The sequence below is a fragment of the Paracoccus sp. C2R09 genome (assembly GCF_018860625.1).
Lineage (GTDB): Bacteria > Pseudomonadota > Alphaproteobacteria > Rhodobacterales > Rhodobacteraceae > Paracoccus.
This window is the reverse complement of sequence record NZ_JAHKQB010000021.1, coordinates 1-15,054: the sequence shown is the minus strand read 5'-3', so window position 1 is coordinate 15,054 and position 15,054 is coordinate 1. Positions and strand designations below refer to the sequence as shown.

Below are 15,054 nucleotides of genomic sequence, written 5' to 3'. Positions count from 1 at the left end.
TTTCGCGGGGGGCAGGTCATCCCGGCACAGCCGTGGCGATGGGCCCATGGTGCTTCCTTCCATTTCTACCAAAGGATCACTCGATCAAACCGCGTGATTGAACAGCTAGGCGGGACGCGGAACAACTACCTAACATTTTAGGGACCCTCTGAAAGGTTGGCACGCGGTTTGCTAGGTTGGGTGAGTATATCGAGCAGGCTGCAATGGTTTGCCAAGCGATCTCGAACTGGTGCTCCGGAGGCTGCTTGAACTCTTGACTCAGTCTAACGAGGTATCGAGCTTCGCGACGGCCGAACTCCGATGATGCACGTGTGGCTTAGTAGGACGATCAATGACCGAAGTCAGTAAAGTTCGATACAGCGAAAACAATGATACCCTTCGTCTCGCGGAGAATGGCTTGGGACAAATCCACCTCTATGCCGAAGGCGAGTATGGTGGAGAAACTGTTGATCACTATCGAGAACTTGGGTTCGAGACGATTACGCGATTCTCAAATGGTCACCACGTGCGATCTGGTGCTGGAAACGATATTTTTGACTTCACCCAATTAAACAGGGTCCACTCGACTATTGTAGGGCGGCTGGAGGATTTTGATCCGACTCGTGACGAAATATGGATTCGTGGCAAACGGTTAGATCTTAGTAACCTGCCGCCGAGTGTTCGCATTGTCGAGTGGAACGGGAACCACGACGATCGAGATGCCGACCCCCAACAGTGGCTTTTGCTCGAAGCAAACGGTGGGCATGTCTTCTATTCGTTGCATGGTGCACGTGTTGATATGGATGGCACCGGAGGAAGCAATTCGGGCACGCAGGAAGCCCATTTCACGTATGGCCAGCTTAACTTCAGCGAAATGAGAGATGTAAGATATACAAACCCCTTCAACTATGTTCCCGCCGGTTACAAGCCTATCGGCGGCGTTGTTCTGAACGACCTTCCATTGGGACGCCCATATCCCGACTGGGGCGATAGCGATGCCAACGATGTCCGAACGCCCCTGATAGGTTCTAAACGGGGCGATCTTATCGCTGCGGGGCTTAACGATGATCTAGTCAAAGGCCTGTCGGGTCGCGATGTCATTTGGGGCGGGGACGGGCATGATACAATTTTCGGCGGATGGGGGGGCGATAGGATATTCGGAAATTTTGGACGAGATCATATCTACGCGGGCCGGGGAGATGATTTCGCAGATGGAGCTTATGGCAATGACTGGCTAAATGGAGGCCTCGGAGAGGACACGTTAAAAGGGGGGGCAGGTGATGACACTATATTTGGAGGAAGCGAACATGATTTGCTCCGGGGAGGCAACGGGCAAGACACGCTATATGGTGGATCTGGAGACGATAGGCTTTTTGGCAACCTAGGTGCTGACAGAATTTTTGGGGGCACTCAACACGATATGGTCCAGGGGGGTTATGGATCAGATTACATCGATGGTGGTGCTGGCAGTGACATACTCAAAGGCGGGGGCGGTGCCGATACCGTCATCGGTGGGAACGGTGACGACGTTCTCTATGGAGGTCTAGGCGTAGATCGCATTGCCGGTGGACGGGGAAATGACCGACTGTATGGGGGTATTGGTGAAGACGCGCTATATGGAGGGACGGGCGCTGACAGGCTCTTCGGAGGTTCGGGATCAGACAGGTTGGCCGGAGGTTTAGGGAATGATGACCTGTGGGGCGGTGGTGGATCTGATACTTTCATCTTCTTTCATGGTAGTGGAAGAGACGTTATTCGCGATTACGAGCTTGAAAAAGATACAATATATTTCTCCGGCGAAAAAATATCCATAGATTACATCCTAAAAAATGGGATCGAGAGTCGCCACGGGCTGGAGTTACGCCTGGATCTCAGCTCAAGCATACTTCTGGAGGGGCTTGATCGAAAGGATATGTTCCCTCCATTGGAGGAAGATTGCTTGCTGCGCAGCGCCCTGGAGATTTGTTTTGATGTTTTATAAAAAGTAGTTGGCGATATCAAAGTATTGTAAGTAGATTGCAAGGTTGCTGAGATGAGCTCCAGAAATTCACGCATGTCATTCCCGTGCGAGGAGCGGATGATCGGATCCTACCGGTTTCCTCATAACTGTCATAGCCTATTTGGTCGGCGATGAATTTTCCGGCCGATCTTCATAGTGTTAACTTTATCTTAATTTTTGCACTATAGAAGGAGCCTCCTTGAAGCGGGTATTTGAGGCTGTGCTGTGGGATTGATTACGCAGGAGCATTTCGGGGCAAACGTCATCTTGACGCGCGATGGGCTCGCTGATGGTGACCCCTTCCACGCTACTGCCAATGAGATTGGCTTCCACAACTTTCGGTATCCGGGTGGCGGAATCACCGAAGATCAGACTTGGGAGAACGGAGGCCTTGAAAAGATCTTCGCACCTCTTAGCGACACGGAGGATGACACTAGCATCCTGTCATTGAGAGAATTTCTCAGTTACGCGGACGAACAAGGTGCAAGCGTTTCGATCGTTGTGCCCAGTTTCCAGTTCTACGATCTTGCGCACAATGAGTTCGACGAAGTTGGTTTCGAATTATACGTCAGGGAACTTGAGACAATCCTGCACGAATACCCTGAGGTTAGCGTCAAGAGCCTGGAAATCGGGAACGAGTACTGGGGAAGTCTAAATTGGGGCGCCTTCTCGCCAGCGCAATATGGTGATCTTGTGAATTACGAGATTCCTGTTTTGGATGCTATGATTGGCAGGCTGGCATCTGAAATCACGGATTGGTCCCCGCCCGTCATCGGCGTGCAGGCCGGAGCTCAATGGCGTGCCGAGCAGCTTGACGATGGATCTTGGGAAGCTACGGGAGCGCGTGAATCCTCGGAGATTCTCAGCCAGATCAGCAACGAGAATATCTCCAAGATTGGTGGCGTAGTTCAGCACTCATATCCTGATGCGGCAGCAATCGACCAGAAGGTTGAATGGGCGCTGGATGCGATGAATGTATTCGCTGATCACGAACATATTTCGGATGACCTAGTATTTCTCTTGTCCGAGTTCAACGTCGGATCGAATACGGCTGTTGGTGTAGAGCAGGGCTATGCGTGGGTAGAATCGTTCTCGCAGTTCGTTGACGGAGGCATTACCAGTATCGACCATTGGGGCATCACTTACGACTGGCTTTCGAACAAAATGTATGACAGTCGGTTTCCCGAAGGCGAAAGCAATAACGGGAATATCGTGGCAATTGCTACACCTGCAGGCCAAGTCTACGACATCGCCGAGAACTACCTCATCGGTATGACACCGATCGAAGAGGTAGAGAATGATTTCCTTGAATTACTGGATACTTCGCTTTCAGTAACTTCCTTCGCTAGCTCTCAGCAAAGCGTAACCTTCCTATTCAACGGCACGGACCAGGCAGAAAGCATCGATCTCACCTCAGGATCCGACGGACAGCATCTAGTCGTCCATAAGATCATGCCGGCAGATTCCCCAATCTCAACTTGGTACGATGAAGCTTTAGTCGAACCTGTTGCAGATGGCGCGATCGCGGATGCGCGAGGCGACATGAACGTGGTTTCGGGCGATGCGGCCATGTCGCAGTACACCATTGATCCTGATGAGATGCTTGTAGTCTTTTCCAGTGACAATGCGGCGAACCTGGTAATCGAAGGGGCTCATCATGAAACTGATCCTCGCACGAATGCAGTTGACGACCTGATTGTAGGTGGGGGCGGAAACGACATTATTCGGGGACATGTCGGCGATGACACACTTGATGGAGGCGGTGGTCGCAATGTCCTGACCGGTGGCCGAGGGGATGATATACTGATTTCGTCGGATAACGGTGACATCCTGATTGCTGATGAAGGAAACGACACTGTTGCGGGGGGGGATGGGAACGATGTTGTTGTTTACGCGGGCGGTGATGGAACGGTTCAGGTAAGCGGAGGCCTAGGAAGCGATCTCTTTCTTATCGGCGATGGGGCGGGTGTATACGTGACCGATCTATCCCCAGATGACAGTATTGGGTTTTGGGGCGCATTCGGTGATCGGGATGAGCTTCTATCTGCAAGCCGGGCGGACGGGGATGACCTTGTCGTGGATCTGCCATCGGGGGGGCAAGCTGTATTTGCCGGGGAAGCGGACAACCTAGACCGCTTCACCTCACAAGTTATCGATTTCCGATCCCAAGAAGAGATACTTGAGATCACGGAGGGTTATCTGAACGGCCTTACCGACCTGCAGCTTGAGGAAATATTCGATACCCGCGCGTTTGAAAAAACGGGTGAAAGCGAGCTGGCGTATCTTGATACGATAGATGCGGTCATGGCCAGGGTTGAATGGGAGGAGCATTACCCTGAGCGAGATGGTGTTGAGCCAGGTACGAATGGCGGAGAGGATGACAATGGTGATGATGCCGTTCCCGAATTTGATGACGAGGGTGAGGACGGTCAAGTTCCGCCGGGAACTGAGGACGATACGTCAGATGAGCCGGAAGACAACAGCGCGGATCCTGCCCTTTCTTCAGGTGCAGCTTGCTTTGTCGCTACTGCTGTATATGGCGACCGTTTGCATCCCGACGTTGTCACATTACGGGACTTCAGGGACCATCACCTGAAAAGGTTCGTCGCGGGAAGATGCTTTATAAGGTTCTATTGGGTGGTTGGCCCAAAACTTGCACGCCATGTGAGCTCCAAGGATCGTGTTGCCGCAGGTGTTCGGACAGTCCTTCACGTCCTGGCGCATGCACTTAGGCGCATCGTGGATAAGACCTGAGCCGTGCGTCTGGGTCGCCGCCTCCGTTGGCTTTCTATCGGATATGGAAAAATCTACCTGGCCATGAAGGAATATTCTACGCCTCATGCGCGCCGTTAACCTATCGTAAGCAATTTGGCGTTATGACTGACCATGGATGTCCCAATAAACTTATCAACTTGCTAATACCATCGGAACCTGAACCAATATCTGCCACTCAGACCAACTGGCGAAGTTGCCAAAGCATCTGCGCTACACGGTCAGACAATGGAGTGGCGCCAAGCGAGAAACCCATTTTTCCTTCGCAGGGACTGCAGCTACGCCGTCCCTGCGAAGTAAGAATAACCCCTAGTGGGCCTTTGCTATTAAATCGACTCAGAAAAAACTGGCGTCCATGCGGCTAGGCCTTATCTTCGATCGTCCCGGTCGAATTGGGCGGATGCTATTTTCAACTAAGGTAGGATAATGAACACTCGCATCGGATCCAGCAGGGAGCTGGCTATGTATAGTTCCTATTTGTCCTCCATAGTTGAGGTGTACCGGAACGGTGCAACGAGGGTGATTGTTGAGCCCGAAGACCTGGTAATCATCGAAGAAAGAATACTGAAGTCGATCGCGCAGCTGGAGGCTGTTATCAAAAAAGCACGTCGAGACTGTGCGGAATGTGATCGTCAGGATGAAGTTATTAGCTTATTGTTGAAGATAAGTAATGAAAAATGAATCGTTTCTTTCCGTAATCTTGTGCGCAGGTGCGTGGGCACTTGCAATTTACTTTGTAATCATCTCACCGATTCGACAGGTCATATATTTCGCTTTCTCCTCTACTGGCAGCGGATAATGGTTCCATCCGCCGATGGTGTGATCTGACAATGTAGGCTGACCTTCCCTGAGCATGGTCACGGGAAATCACGATCCAGTCTTCCTCGCAGCCTTATCGTCATCTTCGGTCATGGGACGCTTGCTTGTACAGTCAGTGTCAACAAGCATAAAGAGCGTTCCTTCCGCAGCCTGCACTTCGGCGACCTTGGTGCAGAAGAAGACAATTGGATGGTATTGGAACTTCGACCGTCTCGGTTAGTCGCCCTCGGCGTCAGGCAGGCGCGAGATTCCATGTCGCAACAGTCAGCGGTGTAGTACTGAACTCGGCAAGTGCGGAATGGACAGCTGTAGGGCACTGAGACCAGCTCAGTGCCGTCAAGCAGCAGCGAATGTTGCGCCGGAACGCAACGATGGTTGCCCTCCCAGTCTTCTTGGGTACCTTCGAACGAGGCGAAGTTAGGTCGGACTTATCCTCGTGGAACGTCTGCGGTTTGCGCCACTTCCCGGCTGTCTTGTGATTGATCTCTAGCTCCCGGCTCAGTGTTGTGAGTGAATCTCTCGATCGCTGTATTGCTGGTCCCACAGCAAGGGTGATCATAGCGCTTCGGAGACAAACTTGCGCCATCATGCGTCCTTCCCGCCCCTTTCGAGTGGAACAATCCCTCAAAACACGGGGCCAAACGCCTAGCCGATTCCAAAGCTTTGATGCCGTGAGGGGCAGCGTCACGTACGTCGTTGTCTCCACGCCTCACGCGCAGTGCGGTGTTGCGTTGACATTCCCGAGCGAATCTATCAACTTTCGTTGAGCTCAAATTTTGAAGGATCGCGCAGATGACCGCTCGGGGTATGTCCCTTGTTCTTACCAGCGTAAGCCTGCTTGCGATGATGGCGCCAGCCAGCAGCCAGGTCGCGCCCGAGGCGTTCGAGCTGGACGGTATCACACTGACAGCCACCACGGATGTTTCCGTGCAGCCATCAGGGTATGTGAGTCGATATTCTCAGGCTGCCACGAAAACTGATACGCCCATCTCGGAAATGCAGCAGTCAGTATCGATTGTTACGACCGGTCAGATCGAGGATCAGGGCGCGGAGAACCTGGGGCAGGCACTCGGCTATACCGCAGGGGTTCATGCAGAGCCGTTCGGCATCGACCCCCGGTTCGATACGCCGTATATCCGTGGTTTCCGCGCCGACAACGCCCAATACGTGAACGGGCTTCGGCAAGGCCGCTATTTCGGTGCGACGTCGCAGGAACTCTATGGCCTGCAGCAGATCGAGGTGCTTCGCGGTCCTTCGACCTCGCTCTACGGTGCCGGATCGCCCCTCGGGATCATCAACCAGGTCCAGAAACGGGCCCAGGCCACTGACTCGTCCGAGGTGGGCATCGGCTATGACAGCAATGGCAGCAGCCAGATGTTCTTCGACATCAACCGCGCGCCCTCGCAGGATCTGGCATGGCGCCTGACGGGCATCGGTCGCGACTCCAGCACGCAGATCGACGACCTGACGAATGAACGCGGCTATCTTGCGGGTGCGGTGCGCTGGTCCCCGACAGCCGACACGACGATCGACGTGTTGGCCACCCATACCGAGGACGCCCCCACTTCGCCCACCGGTGTTCCGTTCGCGCTGACCCGGTCTGGCGATGGCGATTATCTTCGTGATCTCTATACGGGTCAGAATGACTGGGACGACAGCGATCGCTCGGCCTCCAGCCTCGGCGTCGAGATCGGCCACGAGCTGGGGAATGGCTGGAAGCTGAGCCAGGGCTTCCGGTTCGAGAAGCTCGATTGGGATTACCAAAGCACCTATGCGATCGCCGCCCTCGGAACCGACAGCATAAGCCGGGGCTCGAGCCGTCAGAGCGAAGAGAGCGAAACGATCAGCCTGGACACGCGCCTCTCCGGCGAGGCAGTCACCGGCGGCGTCGTCCACAAGCTGCTGTTCGGTGCCGACATCCGCCATTACGATGCCTTCGAAAGCAGCCAGTTCGGCACCGCCGCCGAGCTGAACCTGCGCGATCCAGATTATTTCGCCGGGGGCCGCAGCTTCTTCGGCGATCCGAATGCCGGGGATTCCACGCTTCGACAGGCTGGCGTCTATGCCCAGGATGAGATCGCGGCCGGGAATTGGCGCGGCACGCTTGGCGTGCGGTACGACTGGGTGGAACAGACGGGCGAACGCTATGGATCGGTTTCGGAATACAAGGACAACCAGCTGACGGGGCGCGTGGGCATCGGCTATGTCATGGCGAACGGTCTGAACCCCTTTGCCAGCTACTCCACGTCCTTCGACCCTCAGGCCGGCCAGACAATCGACGGCGACGCGCTGAAGCCGACCGAGGGCAAGCAGTTCGAGATCGGGGTGAAGTACGAGCCGGCGATGTTCGACGGTCTGATCACCGCATCGCTCTATGATCTTCGCCAGACGAACGTGAACCGAACCGTGTTCGAGGACGGGGTCTCGGGTAGGCGCCAGATCGGCGAGGTGCGTTCGCAGGGCTTCGAGCTGGAGGCGACCGCCGAGCTCGCGGATGGATGGAGCCTGCGGGGCGGTTACGCCTACAACATGACCGAGCAGGAAGCCCCCGAAGGCGATGCCCTGGACGGGAACGAACTGGCGGATGCACCGAACCATATCGCCAGCCTCTGGATCGACCGGGAGTTCGACAATGGCTGGCGCGTGAGTGGCGGTCTGCGCCATGTCGGAGAGCGGTTCATCAATGCCGCGAATACCGACAAGCTCGACAGCCATACATTGGTGGACCTTGCGGCAGGATACACCCTCGGCAATGTCGACCTGGCACTGAATGTCAGCAATCTGACCGACGAAACCTATGTCGCGGCCTGCGGCTTCTCCTACTGCTCGTACGGCGAAGGCCGCACGGTGGCCGCCAAAGTCACCTACAAGTGGTAAGCGGAGGGCTCGACCGCCGCATGTTCCTGACAGCCGCCGCCAGTCTGGCGGCGGCTTCGTCGGTACGGGCGGCTTCACGCCCGAGGTTGGCGGCCATCGACTGGGCAATGCTGGAAACGGCCACGGCCATCGGCCACATGCCGGTCGCTGCCTGCGAACTGCTCAAGTTCCGCACAAGCGCGGGCGAGCCGGCAATACCGGAAACCGTCGTGGATCTGGGCCTCCGCGGGTCGCCTAACTTCGAGCTTCTGCAGCTGACACGGCCGGACTTCATACTCACGTCGCCCTATTACGTGCAGTATCAGCGACGTCTTGAAGCCATCGCTCCGGTCGTCAACATGACCTTCTACGTCCCGGGCGAGGCCCCCTTGCCCAAGGCACTTGCGGCGGTCACCGACCTTTCGGCGGCCATCGGGGACCCGAACAGCGCCGCCCGGGCACTCGACCGCTTCGATACGGGCATGGCCTCGGCAAAGGCTGGACTGGCGGCCTTTTCTGATCGCCCCTTCTGCGTGGTGAACCTCGGGGATGCACGACACCTGCGGGCCTTTGGAAACGACAGCATGTTCGGAAGCGTCCTCGAACGTCTGGGGCTGAGGAACTCCTGGATCGGAGGGACACGTTTCAGCTTTCTTGCACCTGTTCCTATCGAGCGCCTGATCGAGTTTCCGGATGCCAATCTCGTGGTCGTCGGAGAGGTGCCGCCGCAGGCGCGGCACGGCCTTTCCCGCAGCGTCCTGTGGAAGGCACTGCCCCAGATCGCCGACCGCAGAACCTATCACCTGCCCGAGGTGAACGCCTTCGGCGGCCTGCCCGCGGCGATGCGTTTTGCCCGCCTGCTGGCGAACACATTGAATTCTGGCCCGACCGAACTTGCATGAACCGTAATTCGACAGTTTCCTTTGCGGTGCCGGCCGCGACATTCGCTTTGATCGTCGCCGTGCTGGTGACCGAGCTGCCCCCCGGGCGCTGGCCGCACCTTCCCTTCCTGCCCAGTCGAATGGACCTCGACCAGATCGGGTTCGCCTTCGGCACCGCGCCGCGAATCGCGATCGCGCTCGTTGCCGGGGCGGTTCTCGGATTGTCGGGGGCGATGCTGCAGGCGGTGCTGCGAAACCCGATCGCCGATCCCTCGACCCTGGGCATATCGTCCGGGGCACAGCTTGCGCTGGTGGTGGCGACGATCTTCGTCCCGGATCTGCTTGTCCATGGGCGATGGCCCATCGCGATGCTGGGCGCCGCCTGCGCGGCTGCGATCGTGTTTGCGATAGGTGCGAGGCGCGCCTTCGCCCCGGTCACGCTGGTCATCGCGGGCATGCTGGTTTCCCTATTGTCGGGCGCAATCGCAACCGCCATCACCCTGTCGCAGGGAGAATACCTACTGTCGCTGGTGATCTGGAATGGGGGATCCCTCGTCCAACAGGATTGGAGTGGCGTCAGATCTCTCGGGGCAGTTCTTGTCGCGGGCCTTGCGGCAGCGCTGGTTCTGGAACGCCCGCTTCGGGTGCTTTCGATAGGCGTCGGAGGGGCATCCGGCCTCGGCCTGAACGTCGCCGCCATAAGGTTCGCGGTTCTGGCCGTGGCCGTGGTTCTGGCCGGTGCGGTTTCGGCCGAGCTGGGATTGATCGGCTTCGTGGGCCTCGCCGCGCCGACGATCGCGCGCGCCATCGGATTCAACAGCCTGAGGCGGAATCTTCTGGCCGCACCGCTGATCGGCGCGCTGGTGCTGTCGGTTTGCGACAGCCTTGTGATCCTGCTGGACGCCCGCCTGGGCGAGATGTTTTCGACCGGTGCGGTGACGGGGCTGCTGGGCGGCCCCCTTCTCATTGCGCTGCTGGCCAAGCTGCAAGGCTCGACGCCGCCGGGAACCGAGAGCGCCGAACCCGCCGCAGCCCGGATCCGGCACCCTTACCGCGCATTGCTGCTGATCGCCGCGCTTCTTCTGGTCGGGGTCGTGCTGCTTCTGCTGATCGGCAGGCTGCCGTCCGGCTGGACGGTGCTCGACTGGGAACACTTCATGTCGTTCCTGCCGATGCGATTGCCGCGGCTGATCGCTGCAGGCGCGGCGGGGGCGGCGCTGGCGATTGCGGGGGCGCTGCTGCAGCGGCTTACTGCAAACCCCTTGGCGTCGCCGGAGGTCCTTGGCGTCGCGGGCGGGGCGTCGCTTGGATACGGGTTGGCGGTCTTCGCCACTGCGGCCCCCTCAGCGCTGATGCTGAATGGGGCGACCGTGTCTGGAGGAATCGTGGCGTTGGTCCTTGTCGCGGTGTTCGTCAGTCGGCGCGACATGCCGCCGGAAAGGATCCTGCTGGCAGGGATCGCGGTGTCGGCATTCGCAAGTTCGGTCCTGGCGGCCCTGATGGCGACCGGCGATCCACGCGCGTGGCGGATACTCGGATGGCTCAGCGGGTCCTCGGCCGCAATCCGGATGACGGGCGCGGTCACGTTGGCCGCAGTCGCGGCATCGATGTGGGTGGCAGCCGCGTTCGCCGCACGCCGGCTGGCGATCATGCCACTCGGGGCAGGGGTCGCGGGCGGGCTTGGGGTGAACATCCCGCGCACAAGGTTCCTCCTGATCCTGATCGCGGGAACAGCGACGGGGGTCGCCACCATCTTCGTGGGCCCGCTGTCCTTCGTCGGCCTCATGGCACCCCACATGGCCAGCCGAGCCGGCTTTCATCGTGCAAGCCAGCACCTGCACGCGACCGCGCTTATTGGTGCCTGCCTGATGGTCTGCGCGGATTTCGGGGCAAGAATGGCCGGCTTCCCCTATGAACTTCCCCTTGGCCTGTTCGCATCGCTGATCGGTGCACCGTGGCTCATGGCAACCCTGTTGAGGAAAACCGGATGACATTGTTCCGGATCAGGAACCTTTGCGTGGACGTGCCGGGCAGGCGACTGCTGCACGATCTGTCGACTGACATTCCACAAGGCGCCGTCACGGCCTTGATCGGCCATAACGGATCGGGCAAGTCGACCCTTCTGAAGACACTGGCCAGACAGATGAAGGGCTCGGGCAGCGTGCTCTTTGAAAGTCGAGAACTCTCGGACTGGGTGCGGCAAGATTTCGCGCGACGACTTGCCTTTCTCCCGCAGAACATGCCCCCGGCCGAAGGCATGACCGTGCGTGAGCTGATCGCCCTTGGCCGCTATCCCTGGCATGGCGCTTTGGGTCGCTTCGGTCCGGGCGATCACGAGGCCGTCGACCGCGCAATGCTGGAATGTGGCGTGGTGGATCTTGCCGAGCGAGTCGTCGATAGCCTGTCAGGCGGCGAACGCCAGCGTTCCTGGCTGGCCATGACCGTGGCCCAGCAGGCAGGAACGCTGCTGCTGGACGAACCGATTAGCGCACTCGACATCGGCCACCAGGTCGAGGTGCTGTCGTTGTTGCGCAGAATGTGCCACGACCAGAATCGCAGCGCCGTGATCGTTCTTCACGACGTCAACATGGCAGCCCGGTTCTGCGACCACGTCGTCGCACTGCGCGATGGCCGTCATGTCTTCGAAGGCACCAATACAAGCCTGATGCAAGCGGACACACTCTGCGAGATCTTCGGGCTGCAGATGCAAATCCTCACCTGCGCCGATGGAACACCGGTCGCGTTTCCCAGCTGAGAACCTTCATGCTCAAAGACTTCTTTTCGTATTATCGCCCTTTCATGGGCCTGTTCTGGCTGGATTTCGGCTGCGCAGTTGCTTCCGGCCTACTCGAGCTGGCATTTCCCCTCGCGATCACTGGCTTTATCGATCACCTGCTCCCGCAAGGTGACTGGTCGCTGACAGTGACGGCAGCGGTAGGTCTACTGGTACTCTACCTGGTCAATTCGGGCCTGTTGACGGTTGTCATCTACTGGGGTCACAAGCTTGGGATCAACATTGAAACAGAGATGCGGGCTCGAGCTTTCGATCATCTCACAAGGTTGTCCTGGCGCTGGTACGATCGCACACGGACCGGAAAACTGGTTGCCCGTGTTACTCGCGACCTTGAGGAAATAGGTGAGGTCGCGCATCACGGACCTGAAGACGCCTTCATCGCAATCATGACATTCATCGGCGCCTTCGCTCTGATGTTCGCGATCAACGCGCAGTTGGCGCTGATCGTGGCGGCCATCGTGCCGGCAATGGCAATCCTGGTAATCATCTACGGTGGCCGGATGACGCGGACATGGCGTGCGATTTATTCCCGCGTGGGTGATTTCAACGTGCGCCTGGAAGAAGCGCTTGGAGGAGTGCGTGTCGTGCAGGCGTTTGGAAACGAAGCGCATGAGAACCATTTGTTCGCGCATGACAATGCCCGCTACCGACAGGCTAAGCTGGATGCTTACCGCGTAATGGCAGCATCGTCGGCGTTGCAATACATGGGGCTACGACTTGTGCAAGTGCTGGTCATGGTGATCGGAGCCGGTTTCGTTCTAAGTGGAGATCTGACGACCGGCGGCTTTGTGGGCTTCCTTCTTCTGGTCGGAGTGTTCTATCGCCCGCTCGAGAAGATGGCGGCGGTCATCGAAACCTACCCTCGCGGCATCGCAGGATTCCGCCGTTATCAAGAGCTGCTCGCCACAGAGCCCGAAATCGCCGATAAGCCAGACGCCATCGATGCCCCAGAACTTCAGGGCAGGATCTCGTTCGAAGAGATCAACTTTACCTACGATGGATCCCGTCCGGTCTTGCAAGGCGTCAGTCTGTCGATCGCTGCAGGGGAAACCGTCGCTTTCGTAGGGCAATCCGGAGCTGGCAAGACCTCTTTGTTGGCTCTTGTTCCACGCTTTTACGAACCGGATGCGGGGTGCATCACGGTTGATGGACTGAACCTGGCTGATATCAGATTGAATTCATTACGCCGTCAGATCGGCCTGGTAAGCCAGGATGTCTTCCTGTTCGGAGGGACCCTGCGCGAGAATATTGGATATGGTCGATTGGATGCGACCGAGCACGAGATACTAGCTGCATGCGCTCAGGCCCAGTTAACGAGCTTGATCCAAAGTTTGCCGAACGGTCTTGATACGCTCGTCGGAGAGCGCGGGGTGATGCTTTCCGGAGGTCAGAAGCAGCGTGTCGCCATTGCCAGGGCGTTTCTGAAGAACCCGCCAATTCTTATTCTTGACGAAGCCACTAGTGCCCTCGACAGTCAAACAGAACGCGAGATCCAGATTGCGTTGGATCGACTATCCGTCGGCCGCACCACGCTCGTTATCGCTCACCGCTTGGGGACCATCCGTAATGCGGACAGGATAGTGGTCATGTCGGAGGGGCGCATCGTCGATGTCGGAACGCACGAGGAGCTGATCGCACGCGACGGTGCCTATGCTGTACTTGCCGCCTAGAAGGAGTTCGTTCGTTGCACCAATTGATATGGGTGCTTGAGATGCCGAATTTGCGGCTCGCTCATAGAGTTGTGAAAGTAGTTGCCCGCGACACCCGACGAACGACGCAAGCCCAACCCTGGCACTTGCCGGGCTGGTCACGGCAGCGACCGCCGTGTGATTGGTGAGGATGTTGACGAGTTGCTTGATCTTGTCACGGCAAAGGTGAAGGTTATCCAGATCGCGCGGGTGGAGGAGCCCTGCCGTCAGCGTCAGAAGATGTATCACCCTGCAGCCCTGAGCCCTTTGATCCACAGCTGCACGGCCGGTCTAGCGCGGCTTGCTCAGCTTCGCATCTCGAATTCTGATGGCCATCTTCCGCTCTTACCTCAGGACGAGATTCACGCCCCCACCCGCGCCCGTTGGTCGATGCGTTCAAGAGCTGGGCCGAGCCTTGGCTCCTGCCCATTCGAGGCTGAAGAAGCAGTCGCTCTGCAAGTTGATTGCAGCGCAAACCGCAACCGCCTGAGCGTCTGGTGAAACGGGGGCAAGATTAAGGTGCAAGCGCGCCGTTGCGCATGGTGGGGCTTGCGTTGCCGTAGGTCGATAGCCGTCCGGTTTCGATCTCCTCACCACTTTGATGGTGTCAACGACGGAGGGGCGCGGCCATTCAAGTTGAACCCTTCGGTTGTACCGCCCAGCATAGTCGTCCTGCTGGAAGTTAGCTTCGTAGCGTCGGGGCACGAAAGGACAGTGCCGAGGTGTGACAGGAACACAGGTTCCGGTTATCTACCCATCACGTATCCTGGCATCGAGGTCCGTCAGGAAAGCCATGTATTCGCCCAGCTCGATCTGGTGCCGGTTTCCGGCAATCCCCCTGTAGCGTGAAAAACCCTTGTTCCGTCCATAAGGAGCGGGAAAAGCAGCCCATTCACCCGCAAGCTCATAGGCAAAATCCTGGACGGACATGCGGCCCGATTTGAATTCCTGCCACCCTCTACCGTGTAAAAGGGCCAGGCCGAGCATGTCTTGGGTGCGGCTGTCGAAAGGTGTGTCGCAAGGCAGCTGAAGGCCATCGAGCAGGCGGCGATAGGTGCCCCCGACGATCTGAAAAAGGCCGATAGCTGTCGACGCCTGATGCTTGCGAGCCTCAAGCTGCCAGTCACGGACCTCACAAATTGTCATCTCGGTCGGCCGGGAGGGCAGGGGGGTCCGATTGCGAGCCCAGACTGCATCATAACCGCCTTTACCTGCCTCGAACCGCTTGATGAAGCCTATGATAAGATCTTGAACCGCGCCGGGTTT

Annotated in this window: 9 protein-coding genes; 8 read left to right on the top strand and 1 reads right to left on the bottom strand. The window is 57.8% G+C overall.

Annotated features, from left to right (window positions below; translation table 11 throughout):
• Positions 1-331: 331 nt before the first annotated feature.
• The 8 genes from KO490_RS08065 to KO490_RS08030 all read left to right on the top strand — a co-directional run bounded on the left by KO490_RS08065 (position 332) and on the right by KO490_RS08030 (position 13,770).
• On the top strand, positions 332-1,960 hold the full coding sequence (locus KO490_RS08065; protein ID WP_216018903.1) for a calcium-binding protein: 1,629 nt from the start codon (positions 332-334) through the stop codon (positions 1,958-1,960).
• Positions 1,961-2,203: 243 nt separating this feature from the next.
• Positions 2,204-4,732 carry a calcium-binding protein gene (locus tag KO490_RS08060; protein ID WP_216018902.1) on the top strand — a complete coding sequence of 843 codons (2,529 nt, stop codon included), beginning with the start codon at positions 2,204-2,206 and terminating at the stop codon, positions 4,730-4,732.
• A 444-nt stretch (positions 4,733-5,176) separates the two neighbouring features.
• Positions 5,177-5,431 carry a hypothetical protein gene (locus KO490_RS08055; RefSeq protein WP_216018901.1) on the top strand — a complete coding sequence of 85 codons (255 nt, stop codon included), beginning with the start codon at positions 5,177-5,179 and terminating at the stop codon, positions 5,429-5,431.
• Between the two features lie 1,134 nt (positions 5,432-6,565).
• Entirely contained in the window at positions 6,566-8,446 is a 1,881-nt protein-coding gene (locus tag KO490_RS08050) for a TonB-dependent siderophore receptor (RefSeq protein WP_252727075.1), read from the top strand.
• Between the two features lie 20 nt (positions 8,447-8,466).
• On the top strand, positions 8,467-9,327 hold the full coding sequence (locus tag KO490_RS08045; protein WP_216018899.1) for an ABC transporter substrate-binding protein: 861 nt from the start codon (positions 8,467-8,469) through the stop codon (positions 9,325-9,327).
• Positions 9,324-11,297, top strand: a complete 1,974-nt coding sequence (fhuB, locus tag KO490_RS08040) for a Fe(3+)-hydroxamate ABC transporter permease FhuB (protein WP_216018898.1) — start codon at positions 9,324-9,326, stop codon at positions 11,295-11,297. The genes KO490_RS08045 and fhuB overlap by 4 nt, the downstream gene beginning before the upstream one ends.
• On the top strand, positions 11,294-12,061 hold the full coding sequence (locus tag KO490_RS08035) for an ABC transporter ATP-binding protein (RefSeq protein ID WP_216018897.1): 768 nt from the start codon (positions 11,294-11,296) through the stop codon (positions 12,059-12,061). The genes fhuB and KO490_RS08035 overlap by 4 nt, the downstream gene beginning before the upstream one ends.
• Before the next feature lie 8 nt (positions 12,062-12,069).
• Positions 12,070-13,770, top strand: a complete 1,701-nt coding sequence (locus tag KO490_RS08030; RefSeq protein ID WP_216018896.1) for an ABC transporter ATP-binding protein — start codon at positions 12,070-12,072, stop codon at positions 13,768-13,770.
• A gap of 768 nt (positions 13,771-14,538) precedes the next feature.
• Here KO490_RS08030 and KO490_RS08025 read toward each other — a convergent pair.
• The coding region (locus KO490_RS08025) for a hypothetical protein (RefSeq protein ID WP_216018895.1) at positions 14,539-15,054 on the bottom strand (516 nt) is incomplete at its 5' end.